This window comes from Occallatibacter sp. (genome assembly GCF_049582745.1).
In the GTDB taxonomy this organism is placed as follows: domain Bacteria; phylum Acidobacteriota; class Terriglobia; order Terriglobales; family Acidobacteriaceae; genus Telmatobacter.
Genome location: NZ_JBAUUO010000140.1, coordinates 1 through 14,688, shown reverse-complemented (window position 1 = coordinate 14,688; position 14,688 = coordinate 1). Strand labels below are relative to the sequence as shown.

Sequence of the window (14,688 nt, the reverse complement as noted above, 5' to 3'; positions counted from 1 at the left end):
TAGCTGACGGCTGACAGCTGCCTCACCAGATGCGGCACGGTTTCGCGCTGACCATTTTGTCGCCTGGTTTGCAACTGAAGCTTTTTGCGAACTCCGGCAAATCCTGCAGGACAGTATTTGTTCGGTACTCGTCGGGCGCGTGAGGATCGGTTTGCGCCTGACTTCGTAGCCGCTCGGGGCGCGTGTCTGTACACCACTGCTGCGCGTAGGCGATCCAGAAGCGCTGTTCAGGCGTGTAGCCATCGGTCTTGGCGACCATGTCGAGATGCTCGGCCTGGGCCTTGTCCTGCCAGGCAATCCACGCGAGCCAGAGGCCGCCGAGGTCGGCCAGATTTTCGCCGAGGGTGAGCTTGCCATTGAGGTGCACGCCGGGAACCGCCTCGATGGCGTCATACTGATCGACCATGCATTGCGCCTTCTGCTTGAATTTGCCCTCGTCGTCCTTGGTCCACCATTCTTTCAAGTTGCCGTCCTTATCGAACTGGCGGCCTTCGTCGTCGAAACCATGGGTAAGTTCGTGCCCGATGGTTGAGCCCATATCGCCATAATTCGCAGCGTCATCTTCCTTGTCGCTGAAGAACGGGGCCTGGAAATAGCCGGCAGGAAAATTGACGTTGTTCTGCTGGGGGTTGTAGTAGGCGTTGACGGTCGGCGGTGACATGCCCCACTCGTTTTTGTCGACCGGCTTGCCGATCTTCGCCAGGTCGCGATTGAAGTTGAATACACGCACGCGTTCCTGGTTGCCGAGCAGGTCGCCGCGCACGATGACGAGTTTCGAGTAGTCGCGCCATTTGTCGGGATAGCCAATCTTATTCATCACGGCGTGGAGCTTTTCTTTCGCCTGGACCTTGGTGGCGGGGCTCATCCAATCGAGTGAGTCGATGTCCTTGCTCATGGCCTGTTCGATGGCGAGGGTCATTTCGAGGGCATGCTGCTTCGCTTCCGGGGGAAAGTACTTGGCTACATAAACCTGGCCCAGTGCTTCGCCCATTTCGTGGTCGACTCGGCTGGTGCAGCGCTTCCAGCGTTCCTGCTGTTTTTCAGCGCCATTGAGAATATGCGCGTAGAAGTTCCAGGATTCTGTTTCGAAGGCCTCGGGCATGCTGGTGCCGGCGTAGGCGTGCAGCAGATGCCAGCGCAGGTATGTGCGGATTTGGTCGATTGGTGTGTCGGACACTAACGCGTTGAACTCTGCGAAGAACTTCGGCTCCATGTCATTGGCTTTGCCGGCAGCGGGTGCGTGCGCCGATTTAACGTAATCGTTGAGCGAGAAGTGGGTGAGCATCGTCGCCATCGCCGCCACGTCGGTGGGGTGATTCAGATTCTGCGGGTCGCGCATTTCAGTGATCGTGAGCGAGGCTTTGGCAAGGCGCGTCTCGATGGCCATCACCGTGTCGGCATCGTTGGCGGCCTGCGCTTCGGGTTCGCCGGCAAGGACAAACATTTTGCGAACATGATCGACATACTGCTTGCGCTGCTCGATCGATTTGGGATCGGTGCGGAAGTAATAGTCTCGCTCGGGAAGGCCGAGGCCGCCTCCGCCGTAAAAAGAGATCACCTGGTTGGCATCCGCGAAGTCCTGGTCGGCGCCGAAATCGAAAAAGGCATTGACGCCGATGGTGTGCAGGTGAGCGAGAAGAACCGGCAAGTCGTCGGGCCGGCTCAATGCAGCAATGCGGTCAAGTTCAGGCTTGATAGGAGCGATGCCAAGTTTGTCGGTGGCTGCCGTGTCCATGCAACTCGTGTATTCGTCGCCGATCTTCTGCTCGTTCGGCGTGCGGTTGGGGTCGGGTTTGGAGGCATCTTCGAGAATTTGCCGCAGATGAAGGCGGTTAAGTTCGTAGAGCTCGGTGAAGCGGCCATAGGAGGTCTGGTCGGGCGGCAGAGGATTGCGCTTGAACCAGCCGTTGCAACTGTAGCGATAGAAGTTTTCGCAGGGGTCAACGGTCTTGTCGACCAGCGAGGGGTCGAAGACACGCAATTCGTGCGCGGTCTTTTCGCTGAGCGGAGCGTTCTGGCTGAAGGCAGGCAAAGCGGCGAGCAGGGCAATGAGGGCAAGGCCGGCGGGAGGGAGTACGGCGAAGCGGGACATGGCGAAACTGTAGCAGATTGGGGCCGGGGTGGTTGTGATGTGACCGGTACAATAGTAGATGGGCTAAAGCCGATTTTGAGGAGCTATCGAGTGGCGCAGCGCACTTTCAGCATTATCAAGCCAGACGCGGTGAGCAAGGGATATGCGGGGGCCATTCTGGTCGAGATTGAGAAGGCCGGATTCAAGCTTGTGTCGATTCGAAGGCAGACGATTTCGAAAGATCAGGCGAAGGGTTTCTATCACGTACATGCGGCGCGTCCATTCTTCAACGACCTGTGCGAGTTCATGTCGTCGGGGCCGATTTTTCTGATGGTGCTGGAGAAGGACAACGCGATCGCCGATCTGCGCAAGCTGATGGGCGCGACCAATCCGGCGAATGCGGAAGAGGGAACGATACGCAAGAAGTTTGCAGGGTCGATCCAGGAGAACGCGATTCACGGATCGGATGCGGAAGAGACGGCAGCGTTCGAGATTGGGTATTGGTTTGCGGGGTATGAACTGATCTGAATCCAGTTGGAAGGAGGCGTTCGAATGTTACATAGATACGCCGTTTCCCTCGCCATCCTGGCGGTCTGTCTTTCCGGTCAAATGTACGGCCAGGCATCGCGCGAGGTTAGCCTCAACGCAGTCGACAGACTCAAGCTTCAAAATGTGAAGGCTGACCAGGTAACTTATCGCGGCGTACCGGCTCTGCGCGTTGTAGACACCGCACCCGCGAGTGTCGACGATGCTGGAAGACTCGCGATCATTGAGGGAACATCGTTACGGGACGGCACGATTGAAGTGAACGTGGCCGGAGATACCGCAGCAGACGCCCCGGCGCAACAACGCGGCTTTGTTGGAATCGCATTCCGTGTGACCGATGCGTCGCATTTCGAGTGCTTCTACATTCGACCCAAGAATGGAAGGTCGGAAGATCAGTTGCAGCGAAACCATTCAACTCAATACATCTCGATTCCGGGATTTCCGTGGGATAAATTGCGCAGCGAAACTCCCGGGAAATATGAGTCCTATGTGGACCTGGTTCCAGGTCAGTGGACAAAAATCAAGATTAAGGTTGCGGGGCAGACTGCAAGGCTGTTCTTGAATGGGGCCGATCAGTCGGCGTTGATTGTCAACGATCTGAAGCAGCCCGTGGCGAAGGGCGCGATTGCGCTGTGGGTTGGGCCGGGAACCATTGCCCATTTTACTGGATTGAAGATTGGTCCCTGAAACGACAAAGGTTCAAGCGCTATTTATCACCAAAGAGATCGTCGAACTTCTGGTGGAGAGCGGCAACTTCCTGCTGAAGTTCCGCGACAATTGATTCCAGTTGCGCGACGCGGTCGTCCTGCGCCGGTGTGGTTGCGGCGTAATTAAGCACCGGTGTTGTGTTGGCCGGCATCTGGATTGTTTCAATCGGGCCCGACAGCAAATGCGCATAGCGCGCTTCCTTGGTGCCGGGTTGGCGGGGGAGCACAGCGACGAGTGAAGGCTCTCGTTCCATCAGTTTTTGCAGGCCGGCGACTACATCGGAGATCTCGGCGAATTCGTGAAGTCTCTCGGTGCGGCCGCGAAGTTCGCCCGGCGTTTGCGGACCGCGCAGCAACAACACACACATCAGGGCGGTTTCGGCGCGGCTGAAGTTGAAGGCTTCGCCCAACCAGTGTTCGTATTTGGTTACGCGGCCGTCGGCCGACCGGGCGCGGCCTGCGAGTCCTTTGTTTTCGAGGCCATGCAGCGCCTGGCGCGCATCGTCCTCATCGAGGACCATTACCGGCTCGCGGTTCGAGCGTTGGTTGCAGGCGTTGATCAGGGCGTTCAGGGTAAGCGGGTAGTACTCCGGCGTCGTGACTTCTTTTTCAACGAGAGCGCCCAAGACGCGAACTTCGGCGGCGGTGAGCTTGATGGGCTCGGTGACCATGAGTCTATTGTGACATCCGGTTCGATACCAGGTCTTAGAAGCGAGACCCTTCGGCAGGCTCGGGGCAGGCTTTGGAGCAGCCAGATCAGTGACGGATTCGGATCGCTTATGCCGGTTCTTCCTTTGGCTCGTGCCGATTGCGAGTGAGAAGGAAGTAGACGACGGGCGTTACCACCAGGCTCAGTACCATCGAAATGGCGAGGCCGCCAATTACGGCGATGGCAAGCGGCTGCAGCATCTGCGAACCGGCTCCAAGTGCGAAGGCCAGGGGCAGCATGCCGCACACGGCGGCGATGGCGGTCATCACAATGGGTCGCAGGCGTCGCTGCGCGGCATGCATCATCGCTTCGGCGGCGGAGACGCCTTCCGATCGAAACTTCTCGTCGGCATCGAGCAGCAGGATTCCGTTCTTGGCGACGATGCCGATCACCATGATCAATCCCATGAACGAAGCCACATTGAACGTGGTGCGGGTGATGAGCAGGGCCAGGATGACGCCGGAGATCGACAGCACCGAAGAGGTGAGGATGGCGATGGGTGCGGGGAAGTTGCGGAACTCGGCGAGCAGGACGCCGAAGACCAGCGCCAGCGCCAGAAGGAGAACTTTGAGCAGATCGTGGAATGATTTCTGTTGTTCCTCGTAGGTGCCGCCGTAGGTGACGCGCACCGAGGGAGGCAGATGCAGACCTTCGACGGTCTGCTTTACCTTGGCCATCGCAGAGCCCAGGTCAGAGCCTTCGAGGCGGCCGGTGACAATCACCATCCGCTGCAGATTTTCGCGGCGAATCTCATTCTGCGGCGGCAATTGCTGGATGGTCGCGAGCGAGCCGAGTGTGGCAGTGTGTCCTAAAGCGCTGTTAAACACGGTGTTCTGAATAGCGTCGAGCGATTTGCGGTGGTCATCGCCCAGGCGCAAGCGGATGGTGTACGGCCTGCCGTTGGCAATCAATGGATCATTTGTGGGAAGCCCGTCGAGGATCGACGTTGCATCTTCGGCAACTTCGGTCGGTGTGAAGCCAAGGCGCGCTGCGACGATAGGATCGACCTGGAAGTTGGTCGCCGGCCCACTGATGGTGTTCTCAATCCCATCCTGCACGTCCACAACGCCGTCAATCTTGCCGATGGCATCGCCGATTCTCGGGCCGAGGTGCGTCAACATGGCCTCGTCGTCGGAGAAGATCTTGATCTGGATGGGCTCCGGCGCATTGGAGAGGTCGCCGATCATATCCTGCAGTACCTGGATGAACTCGACATCGAGTTCGGGCTCGGTGGATTTGATTTGTTGGCGCGCATCCTCCATGATTTCGTCGATCCCGCGGCTGCGTTTCGATTTGAGCTTAACCGTGAAGTCGCCGGTGTTGGCCTCGGTAACGGCAGCAAGGCCCATTTGAAGGCCGGTGCGGCGCGATGTGCTTTCGACTTCCGGTTCTGAGCGCAGGACGCGTTCAACATGCTGGAGGACGCGGTTGGTCTCGGTAAGCGAACTGCCGGCGGGCATGATGTAGTCAAGAATGAATCCGCCTTCGTCCATCTCCGGTAGCAAATCAGAACCGAGCGCCCGGTATCCGAAATAGGTAGCGATTACGAGCAGGAGGCATGCGAGGCCGAGCCATAGCGGCTTGGCCAGTGCCCAGTCGAGCACGCGATGATGGACCTTGAGCACGCGACTCATCATGCGGCCGCTGGGGTGCTCCGCATGCTCCGCCGCGTCGCCGCCATGATTGCGCAACAGGACGAGGCTCAGGCCCGGCGTCCACGTCAAAGCCAGCATGAGTGATGTCAGTAGTGATGCAGCCATGGTGACGGCCAGAGCTCGGAAGAAGCTGCCCGTCACGCCGGTGACGGAAATGAGCGGCAGAAACACGACGACAGGCGTGATGGTGGAACCGATGAGCGGCACCGTAATTTCGCTGAGCGCCTTGCGAACGGCGCTGGCGCGGGGTTCGCCGTTGTCGCGATGCATGACGATGTTTTCGACGACCACGATGGCGTCGTCAATCACGAGGCCGATGGCTGCGGCGAGACCGCCGAGTGTCATCAGGTTGAAGCTCTGGCCGATGGCCCAGAGGACGAGGATGGTGACGGCCACGGTGACGGGGATGACGAGACCCGCGATGAGCGACGAAGTCCAGTCGCGGAGGAAGAGGAAGAGGATGATGCAGGCGAGGACGAGTCCGATGAAGATGGCATCGCGCACGCTCGAGATGCTGTCGCGCACCAGTTGAGACTGGTCGTAGAAGGGCTCGAGTCTTACACCGGGCGGCAGCTTCTGCCGCAGTTGGGCGATCTCAGCATCCACCGCGTCGGCGACCGAGACCGTGTTGGACGAAGGCTGACGAGCAATGTTGAGCAGTACGGCGTTTTTGCCATTGGCCGTCACCGTAGTGTAGACCGGAAGCGTCGAAACCTCGACCGTTGCCACATCGGCAACACGCACCGGCGCGCCGCCGGCTGTCGTCTTCACGACGAGTTCGCGCAGCCCCTCAACATCGTGTACCTGTGCGCCCACCAGGCCAAGAATCAATTGGTGATTGGCTTCGTACAGTCCCGGCGAATCGACAATGTTCGAGGCTTGGATGGCATTGACGAGATCGGTGACGGTGACGTCGTTGACCGCAAGCAGGGCGAGATCCGGCTTCACGCCAAATTCCGGCACCTGTCCACCCTGCACGGAGACAGTGCTGACGCCGAGGACGCGGTTGAGCGGCGGCTTCAGATCGTACGTGGCCAGTTCCCAGAGCTGCGTTTGCGGAACGGTATCGGAGGTGAGGCTGTAGCCGAGAATCGGAAACGTGGCGAAGGTAAGGCGATTCGTAGTGATCCGCGCGGTGGAGGGGAGTGTTTGCTCAACTTTGCTGAGGGCAGCGTCTGTAAGCTGGAGCGCGCGATACATATCGGTGTTCCAGTCGAAGAAGAGGCTCACTTCTGCCGATCCGCGGCTTGTGGTTGAGCGCACGGTAACGAGGCCCGGGACGGAGTTGACGGCATCCTCAACCGGCCGCGTGATGGTCACTTCCATCTGTTCGACGGGCATGACGCCGTTATCGATGCCAATGACGACGCGCGGGAAATTCGTATCGGGAAAGACCGAGATGGGCACCTGAAACGAGGCGTAGATGCCGGCGATGGTGAGTACGGCTGCAAAGAAAAAAATCGGCCGCGTGAAATGTGACAGCCAGAACGACTCATCCTTCGCTATGGGAACTTGAGAGGCGGTCGACATCAGTCCTTGTCGCCTCCCTTGTCGGCCGCAGGCTTGGCTTCGTCATCGTCGGCGGGGCCGACTTTCACCTTGGCGCCTTCGTCGAGTCCATAGGAGCCGTTGGTGATCACCATGTCGCTGGTGGTCAGGCCTTTCGTGATTTGAACGTCGTCGCCATCCTGGATACCGAACTCGATGGCCTTCTTGTACGCGGCTCCATCTGTGCCGACGACCATCACGGACTTCGATCCATCCTGCGCGGTCAGAATTGACGAGAGAGGAACCTTCAGCGCTTGTTCGACCGTCCTGCCAGTGATGGAGACCTTGACCGGCGTGCCGACTTTGAGTATGCCCTTTTTGTTGTCGGCCTTCAGCCAGATTTCGAGCGTGGTGCTGCCGGGGTCGAGCGCGGGGCTGATCAGCGTGATCTTGGCATCGACGGGATGCTTGAGGCCCGGTACTAGCAGAGCGGCATCGTCACCGATCTTCATCTGCTGCGCGAGGCTCTGCGCGATGTGCGCCTTGGCCAGCAGGGCTGAGGTATCCATAACGGTGATCAAAGGAGCGCCGGCAGCCGGAGTCTCACCGGCATAGAGTGGCCGGTCCGTGACGAAACCGTTGATGGGGCTGCGAATCTCGGAGTAGCCGACCTGCGCCGTCGCGTTTTTGTATTTGCCTTCCGCGGAGGTGAGCTGGCCCTGCGCCGACTTCATTTCTGCGTCGCGATTGACGCTGCGCATGGACTCAAGATGCTTGGCGGCCGTGTCGTAGGCGGCTTGTGCCTGTACCAGCGCGGCATTTGCGGTGTCAAGATCGCGACCCGGAATGGCTCCTTCGGCAAAGAGCTGCTTGCGGCTTTTCACGATGCTGCTGTTCAAATCGAGATTAGCTTTGGCCTGCGCGTAATCAAGTTCGGCCTTCTGAACATCTTCAGGCACCTGCGCCTTCGTGGCCGTTGCGTAAGCGGCTTGCGCGGCCTCGTAGGAGCCCTTGTTGTCTTGCGCGGTGGCTGCGAGATCGGCATTTTCAAGCACCGCCAGCAGTTCGCCTTCCTTGACCCGTGCGCCGCGTTGGACGTAAAACTTTTTAACCGGCGCGGCGATCTTGGGCACGATGGCGGCCTGTGCAAGCGGCGCAAGAATGGCGTCGGCCGTGATGTGGTCGGAGATCGGCCCCTGCTCCGGGTGCTCGGCCTGCACGGTGATTTCCGGAGCAGGCGCCTCTTCTTTCTTGCAGCCCGCAGCCAGAAGGGTAGGGATTAGAACCGCGAAAGAAAGCGCGCGCACATGCCGTGTAGCGCGGTTCCAGTTTTGGGCGTGAAGTCGGTCAGGGATTCGATCGTTCATGGGTTCACAAGGTTCCGGTCAGAGTCTGTAATGCTGCCAGCGCCGCTTCGTAGCGGACACGCCCGTCTTCGCGTGCGTTCTGCGCCGTGATGAAACTTGTTTGTGCGTCGACAACTTCGAGCACCGTAGCTTCGCCGCCGGTGTAGCGCAACCTGGTAAGGCGCAGGCTTTCGGCGGCAGTCGAGACGCTCAGGTCGAGCGATGCCAGCTGATCGCGTGCAGCTTGAGCTTCAGCGTAGGTTTCATCGAGCTGTGCGATGAGCCTGCGCTGCGTCGCGGTCAACGCCACTTTTGCCGCGTCGCGCTTGATCTCGCTCTGCTTCACCTTATGCTCGGTGGCCAACCAGTCCCATACCGGAATATTCACGGTTAGGCTGGCGGAGTAGCCCAGGTTGCGCGCCCGAATCCCATCGGGGGTCAAGGGGCCATTGGCTGCGAATTCGTTGGCGTCGATGCCATAGGCGTAGTTCAGCCCAAGGGTGGGAAAGTAAGCAGCGCGTGCTGCAAGCATGTCCGCTTTGCTGACATCCAGCGTGGCCAGCGCACTTTTCAGTTCGGGGTTATTGTTCGCGGCGAGCTGGTTTACTTTGTCGCGGGGGGCGAGTGCGGCGGGCGCTTCCGGAATATTGATGGTGTACGGCGTGCGGGGATCGGGAAAGAGCAGAACGCCAAGTTCGAGCCGTGTCTTGTCTGCATTCAATTTCGCGTCGGAGAGTTCGCGATCGCGCTGCTGTTGCTCCAACTGAGCCTTTACAGTATCGGCGTGAGCGGCTTCGCGGGCTTGTTCGCGCTGGGTGGTCAATTTGGTGAAGTCGGCGGCTTCATCCGCAGCGCTTTGCGCAATGGTGAGCTTGTGATCGGCGGCAGACAGTCCGTAGTACAGACCCGTGACGGTCGCAACCAGGCCGCGGCGTGCGATTTCGAGTTCTGCAGTGGCTACGGCGGCAGAGGCGTCAGCGCGTCGCACGGCTGCCAGCCCTGCCAAACTAAGCGTTTCGTCAACCATGCCCTGGGAAATGTACTCCCGGGGTCTCGCGTCGTTGGCGACGAACCTGGGATTAGGCGTAGTCACACCTTCTCCGCCCTCGGCATATAGTCTATTCGGCTGTGAATAGATGCCCTGGCCGTAATAGCGCGCAGAGGGCAGCAATCCGGCGCGGGCAATGCCGCGATCGAGCCCGGCGATCCTGCTGTCGGCCAGCGCCGTGGCATAGGTTGGCTCGCTGGACTGCGCCCGCTTCAACGCCTCATCCAGCGTGATCAGGACTGGCTGCGGGGCCGATGCAGAGTGCGGTTGCGAGGCCTGCACCGTGGTTTGCGCCGATGTTACGACGGTAGAGAGAGCAAATGCGGCGAAAAGAGAGGCGCCCAGTACTCGAGAGAGCGCGGCGCCTCTCAGGCCGGAATAGGGTTCGAGTTCGATCTGCACAGGAAGACAGGATACTGGCACAACCTTAATTTCACCTTAGTCCTGCATGAAGTCAGATGCATTTACAGGCGGCAGCGTCGATTGGCGCGCTTAATATGTTTCTGCATGGACACGACGAAAGTTGCAGGGGTTGAAGTTTCTCGCATTGGCCTGGGAACCTGGGCCATCGGCGGATCGGAATGGGGTGCGGTAGCCGAGGATGCGGCGATTGCGACCTGCCTGAGCGCCGTTGAACGCGGCATCAACCTCATCGACACGGCGCCCATCTATGGGAAGGGCCGCGCCGAGGAGATCGTCTGCAAAGTGATGCAGGCGCATGGCAGGCGCGATGCGTTTTATATCGCTACCAAGGCAGGGCTCGAGTGGAATGAGCGCGGCGTGTTTGCCAACTCCACGCCGGCGCGGCTGCGGCGGGAGATTGAAGACAGCCTGCGCCGCCTCGGCACCGACTACATCGACCTCTATCAAATCCATTGGCCCGACACGCTCGTGCCCGTGGCGGAGGCTGCCGGCATTCTCGCGGAATTACAGCGTTCGGGGAAAGTTCGTGCGCTAGGTGTCAGCAACTTCAGCGCGGGGCAGATGGAGGAGTTTCGCAGTGTCGTTCCGCTTGCCTCTGACCAGCCGCCCTACAACATCTTCGAGCGCGACATCGATCGCGAAACCCTGCCGTGGTGCGCGGCCAACGGCGTAGGAGTGCTCACGTACAGCTCGCTGTGCCGCAGCATGCTGGGCGGGCGTGTGCATCGCGGCATGACGTTTGACCCGGGCGATATTCGCGCCGTTGATCCCAAGTTTCAGCAGCCTAGGTTCGGTCAATATATGACGGCCGTCGAGCGATTGACGCTGCTGGCCCGGGATCGCTTCGGCAAATCGGTGGCGCAGTTGGCGGTGCGGTGGGTGCTGGACCAGCCGGGTATCTCAGTGGCCCTGTGGGGAGCCAAGCGGCCCGACCAGCTTGACGCGGTTGCGGGGGTGATGGGCTGGAAGCTGGATGCGAATACGATGGAAGAGATCGATCGCATTGTGGCCGAATCCGTGACGGACCCGGTCGGACCGGAGTATCTGACACCGCTCGTTCGCGAGGTTTGAGCGAGGCGCCTGAACGTCTGAAGCTGAGAATTCCGCAGACGCCAACCCGGCCAATTCTGCGATACTAAATCGTTATGCCAATCGATGACCTGCAGCAGGCTGCACAGAAAATTGCTGGATTTCTTTCTTCCCTTAACAAGCTTGGCGGCATGCGACTGAAATATCGCATTACCGCGGGAGATGGCGCTCGCGATCCGCAAGGGTTGGAAGCGCGGCAGATTTACGTGGAACTGGGCGGGCCGGATGTTCCTCTGGTCACGCAGCACAACGGGGAACTGCTGAGAGCCCTGGAAACGATCGCCGCGCAGATGCTGCGCCTGGACCAGCGCGAGAACGATCTGGTCAGCTTCGACGCCGCTAATTTCAAGGCGCTGCGCGCGCAGGAACTGCGCCTCCAGGCTGAAGTGGTTGCCGACAAAGTCATCCGAACTGGAGTGCCCTTTGCATTTGCGCCCATGAATAGCCGCGAGCGCCGCCTGCTTCATATGTCCTTCCGCGATATCGAAGGTGTGGAGACGGCAAGCTCCGGCGAGGGACAGGATCGATTCCTCGCGGTCTTTCCCGCGGGCAAGACGGATCTGCCCGTGACGCCTCCCATGAAGCCGCGGGGATTTGGCGCCGATCGGGGATCAGGGCGCGACCGAGGCCCCGGACGCGATCGGGGATATGGACGCGATCGGCGGCGGTAAATACAGTCGTCAGGGATCAGGGATCGGGGGTCATTGTTCTCTGCCCCTAATGCCACAATAAGCTTCCATGAAGACTGCAATTTCTCTGCTGATGGTCATCGCAGCGGTAGTGTGTCGACCTGGCGCGATTCCAAAAGATGTTTGTCGAGTTGATGTCGCGCTAGGGTAGGATTCCTCTGCGGAAACAGAACCGCGCAGGAGGAGATGAATGGCGGCAGATTCGATTCTTGGCAATTGCGAGTTGGTTGCGTTTGCTCCAACGACCGATCCTGAAAAGGCGCGTGGGTTTTATGAGGGCGTGCTCGGGCTACGTCTTGTGGCCGATGAGAAGCCGTTTGCGCTGGTGTTCGATGCCAACGGAACCATGCTGCGCGTGACGACGGTGCATGAACTGAATCCTCATCCGTTTACCGTGCTTGGCTGGCACGTTGCAAATATCGAAGAGACTGTCGATCGGCTCGCTGCCGCGGGCGTCGAATTCAACCGGTACAAAGGGATGAATGACGGCGATCCGCGCGGGATCTGGAACTCGCCCAGCGGTGCGCGCGTGACGTGGTTCAAGGACCCGGATGGGAACGTGCTGAGCGTGACGGAGTTTCCGAAGTAGGTTGGTATCTGGCGCACGGAGGGGATTCGACTATATGCAACCGTTTGGTTGCCTGTTGCCACCCCCCCACCCATATTTTCCGATGAACATTATTAGAATCATGGCTTTGCGAGAGGGAAATATCTGTAGATAATTCCAGCGAATAGACTTGGACGCAAATATTTCCAAGCTAAGGACTTAGAACGGGGCTCAGAGAGCAAAAAAATCAGAGGTGATCATCGAGCAGAGATCTGAGTCATGGCGCGGATGCGCTGCGGAAACTTGCCATAGTGTTATTGTGCTCCGAAAGCGGGAAATTACCTGCAAATGGGCAGCGAAAATCGTGCGCGTAGATTCAGGGACTTAGCGGAAAAATGAGTGCAAGGGGCTTGACAAGTCATTGAGTGAGATCCGAAACACTGGCCTGTCTTGGTTGGTTGCTTTCCCCGGTTGCTGTCCCAGGTCTCAGAAGCGAGACCCTTCGGCTGCGCTGGGGCAGGCTCTGGCGGTACGCGGCTGCGAATTAAGGGGAGTATCACCGTTCATGAGGAATCACTCATGGATCAACAATTAGTTGAGATGTTACTCAACTACCTCAAATTGCATTCAGCGATTCCAAACTGGCGCTGAGCGCCCAAAGAGACGTATTCTAGTAGCACCTTATAAGGTGCGCCAAATGGAGGTGCATATGCTCAACATCACGAGCGACATTCAGTCTCTAACGACATTTCGCCGGTCATCAGGCGACTTTATGAAACTTCTCAGGAAAACCAAACGCCCTGTCGTACTCACAGTGCACGGAAAAGCAGCGGCCGTCGTCCAGGATGCGGAAGCTTATCAGCGATTGCTGGACATCGCTGCTAGAGCCGATGCGGAGGAAGGCATTCGCCAAGGTTTGGATGATGTGGCGCGCGGTCGCACCCTTCCTGCGAGAGAGGCATTTGATGAAATCCGCCGCAAACATGGTATTTCGCGTTGAGCTAACTGCTCGTGCGATTCGCGATCTTGAAATCCTGTATCTTGAAAAGAATGCGGCGGAATCACCCGATGCTGCGCGCTGGTACAACGGGCTTGAACAAGCGGTGTATACCCTTGAAATGCACCCAGACCGCTGCCCGAGCGCCCCGGAAGCGCGAAGGGTCAAGCGCCGACTGCGGCATCTCCTCTACGGCGCCAAGCCCCACGTCTACCGAATTATTTTTGAAGTCGATGCGCCGCGACACACCGCATGGGTGCTCACCATTCGCCATGGAGCCAGAAGACCATTGAAGGCCGGAGAGCTGGATTGATTTTTGGGCTTTCCCAGGTTGCTGTGCCAGGTCTCAGAGTCTCAGAAGCGAGCCCCTTCGGCCGCGCTCAGGGCAGTCTCTGGCGTTGCACGGCAGCCAGCTAAGGCGGAGTATCAGCGTTCATGAGGAATTACTCATGAACCAATAATTGGTTGAGATGTTGCTCAACTTATAACTTACGGATAGTCCACTTACGGATAGTCCACCATCCACTCGGAACGAAGATGTGCGGCGATTCCGCTATTCTTGCATCGTGACAAGTTCAAGAAGTTTGTTTGATGGAGTACCGGGTCCGACTCCCTGGTATTCGAGGCCAGGTGATTTTGCTGTCCAAGGATTTCATTGGGAATATGCCGATGGTAAAACCCGGCTAGTAGGGGACGCGGGTGTCGTTGCGGTTCTCAACAGCTACAACTATGTGTTGAAACTCGATTCCTCGACATTGCTGATTTGGAACCAGCGGAGGGAAGCCGATGATCAAAGTACTGCTCCGGTACATCTCGTCGTGATCCGACCGGGCTTGCTTCCCTCCTTCGGAGGCGACCTGGAGAACGAAATTTCACGAATGAGCAAGGCGCATGCACGTCTTGCGCTTCCTGAACCCCCAGACGTCTCGATGTATTTGAATACTGACGTGGCAGGTAAGAACATATCCGCCGTGTTTCCGAAAGAACTCCAAGCAATCGATGAGTTGTTAATCCTCTGCGACTCTTCAGCCATTGCTCCGAGAGAAGACGGTATCAATGCAAATCTCGCACTGCTTGTTGCAAAGCCGAGACAGTCAACATTTCACCTTTATCCCCAAGACTGGTTCAATTCCAGCGACTTGGATTTTGGCTATCAATGGATCACCCGAGTTGTCCGCGATCCGCAAACTGATCATGTACATGGCGAGGGGTTCCGGTTGAAGCCATTTGAACTTGATGACTCTCTACGCCAGCTGGCGCGCGGCTCAATGCCGGAAAGTGATTTCTTTCGTGGTGTATAGGCTCACCCTCGCGGAGTTCCGGTCGTATCACCGCCAACTCGGAATGTATGGTCCGCCGCCGTTTTGCAAGCG

13 protein-coding genes are annotated in these 14,688 nt (G+C 58.4%); 8 read left to right on the top strand and 5 right to left on the bottom strand.

Translation table 11 applies throughout. The features are described 5' to 3' along the window. Positions 1-22 precede the first annotated feature (22 nt). On the bottom strand, positions 23-2,092 hold the full coding sequence (locus WCA10_RS19905) for a M13 family metallopeptidase (RefSeq protein WP_472824268.1): 2,070 nt from the start codon (positions 2,090-2,092) through the stop codon (positions 23-25). Between the two features lie 90 nt (positions 2,093-2,182). Between WCA10_RS19905 and ndk the strand changes: the two genes are divergently transcribed. Continuing rightward, complete coding sequence (gene ndk / locus WCA10_RS19900; protein ID WP_472824267.1) at positions 2,183-2,599, top strand: nucleoside-diphosphate kinase; 417 nt, start codon at positions 2,183-2,185, stop codon at positions 2,597-2,599. 24 nt (positions 2,600-2,623) lie between these two features. Next, complete coding sequence (locus tag WCA10_RS19895) at positions 2,624-3,304, top strand: hypothetical protein (RefSeq protein WP_472824266.1); 681 nt, start codon at positions 2,624-2,626, stop codon at positions 3,302-3,304. Positions 3,305-3,323: 19 nt separating this feature from the next. Here WCA10_RS19895 and WCA10_RS19890 read toward each other — a convergent pair whose 3' ends face one another. From WCA10_RS19890 to WCA10_RS19875, 4 genes are all read right to left on the bottom strand, one after another. Beyond that, entirely contained in the window at positions 3,324-3,995 is a 672-nt protein-coding gene (locus WCA10_RS19890; RefSeq protein ID WP_472824265.1) for a YceH family protein, read from the bottom strand. A gap of 106 nt (positions 3,996-4,101) precedes the next feature. After that, positions 4,102-7,218, bottom strand: coding sequence for an efflux RND transporter permease subunit (locus tag WCA10_RS19885; protein ID WP_472824264.1), 3,117 nt, complete (start codon positions 7,216-7,218; stop codon positions 4,102-4,104). Further along, on the bottom strand, positions 7,218-8,543 hold the full coding sequence (locus WCA10_RS19880) for an efflux RND transporter periplasmic adaptor subunit (RefSeq protein ID WP_472824263.1): 1,326 nt from the start codon (positions 8,541-8,543) through the stop codon (positions 7,218-7,220). The genes WCA10_RS19885 and WCA10_RS19880 overlap by 1 nt, the downstream gene beginning before the upstream one ends. A 4-nt stretch (positions 8,544-8,547) precedes the next feature. After that, entirely contained in the window at positions 8,548-9,993 is a 1,446-nt protein-coding gene (locus WCA10_RS19875) for a TolC family protein (RefSeq protein WP_472824262.1), read from the bottom strand. A gap of 84 nt (positions 9,994-10,077) precedes the next feature. Between WCA10_RS19875 and WCA10_RS19870 the strand changes: the two genes are divergently transcribed. The 6 genes from WCA10_RS19870 to WCA10_RS19845 all read left to right on the top strand — a co-directional run bounded on the left by WCA10_RS19870 (position 10,078) and on the right by WCA10_RS19845 (position 14,616). Continuing rightward, entirely contained in the window at positions 10,078-11,064 is a 987-nt protein-coding gene (locus WCA10_RS19870; RefSeq protein WP_472824261.1) for an aldo/keto reductase, read from the top strand. A 74-nt stretch (positions 11,065-11,138) separates the two neighbouring features. Continuing rightward, positions 11,139-11,753: a Jag family protein gene (locus tag WCA10_RS19865; protein ID WP_472824260.1), complete on the top strand. Its 615-nt coding sequence runs from the start codon at positions 11,139-11,141 to the stop codon at positions 11,751-11,753. Positions 11,754-11,961: 208 nt separating this feature from the next. After that, a complete protein-coding gene (locus WCA10_RS19860) occupies positions 11,962-12,360 on the top strand; it encodes a VOC family protein (RefSeq protein ID WP_472824259.1) in 399 nt (132 codons plus the stop codon). Positions 12,361-13,027: 667 nt separating this feature from the next. After that, positions 13,028-13,318 (top strand): type II toxin-antitoxin system Phd/YefM family antitoxin, encoded by a 291-nt coding sequence (locus WCA10_RS19855; RefSeq protein WP_472824258.1) that lies wholly within the window; start codon positions 13,028-13,030, stop codon positions 13,316-13,318. Further along, complete coding sequence (locus WCA10_RS19850; protein WP_472824257.1) at positions 13,284-13,628, top strand: type II toxin-antitoxin system RelE/ParE family toxin; 345 nt, start codon at positions 13,284-13,286, stop codon at positions 13,626-13,628. The genes WCA10_RS19855 and WCA10_RS19850 overlap by 35 nt, the downstream gene beginning before the upstream one ends. Positions 13,629-13,854: 226 nt before the next feature. After that, entirely contained in the window at positions 13,855-14,616 is a 762-nt protein-coding gene (locus WCA10_RS19845; RefSeq protein ID WP_472824256.1) for a hypothetical protein, read from the top strand. The last annotated feature ends 72 nt before the right edge of the window (positions 14,617-14,688 follow it).

Bases quoted from the DNA above. Each gene is read 5' to 3' on its own strand.
- WCA10_RS19885 (WP_472824264.1), bottom strand. From the start codon at position 7,218: ATGTCGACCGCCTCTCAAGTTCCCATAGCGAAGGATGAGTCGTTCTGG.
- WCA10_RS19890 (WP_472824265.1), bottom strand. From the start codon at position 3,995: ATGGTCACCGAGCCCATCAAGCTCACCGCCGCCGAAGTTCGCGTCTTG.
- WCA10_RS19850 (WP_472824257.1), top strand. From the start codon at position 13,284: ATGAAATCCGCCGCAAACATGGTATTTCGCGTTGAGCTAACTGCTCGT.
- WCA10_RS19905 (WP_472824268.1), bottom strand. From the start codon at position 2,092: ATGTCCCGCTTCGCCGTACTCCCTCCCGCCGGCCTTGCCCTCATTGCC.
- WCA10_RS19870 (WP_472824261.1), top strand. From the start codon at position 10,078: ATGGACACGACGAAAGTTGCAGGGGTTGAAGTTTCTCGCATTGGCCTG.
- WCA10_RS19855 (WP_472824258.1), top strand. From the start codon at position 13,028: ATGCTCAACATCACGAGCGACATTCAGTCTCTAACGACATTTCGCCGG.
- WCA10_RS19865 (WP_472824260.1), top strand. From the start codon at position 11,139: ATGCCAATCGATGACCTGCAGCAGGCTGCACAGAAAATTGCTGGATTT.
- WCA10_RS19895 (WP_472824266.1), top strand. From the start codon at position 2,624: ATGTTACATAGATACGCCGTTTCCCTCGCCATCCTGGCGGTCTGTCTT.
- WCA10_RS19860 (WP_472824259.1), top strand. From the start codon at position 11,962: ATGGCGGCAGATTCGATTCTTGGCAATTGCGAGTTGGTTGCGTTTGCT.
- WCA10_RS19880 (WP_472824263.1), bottom strand. From the start codon at position 8,543: ATGAACGATCGAATCCCTGACCGACTTCACGCCCAAAACTGGAACCGC.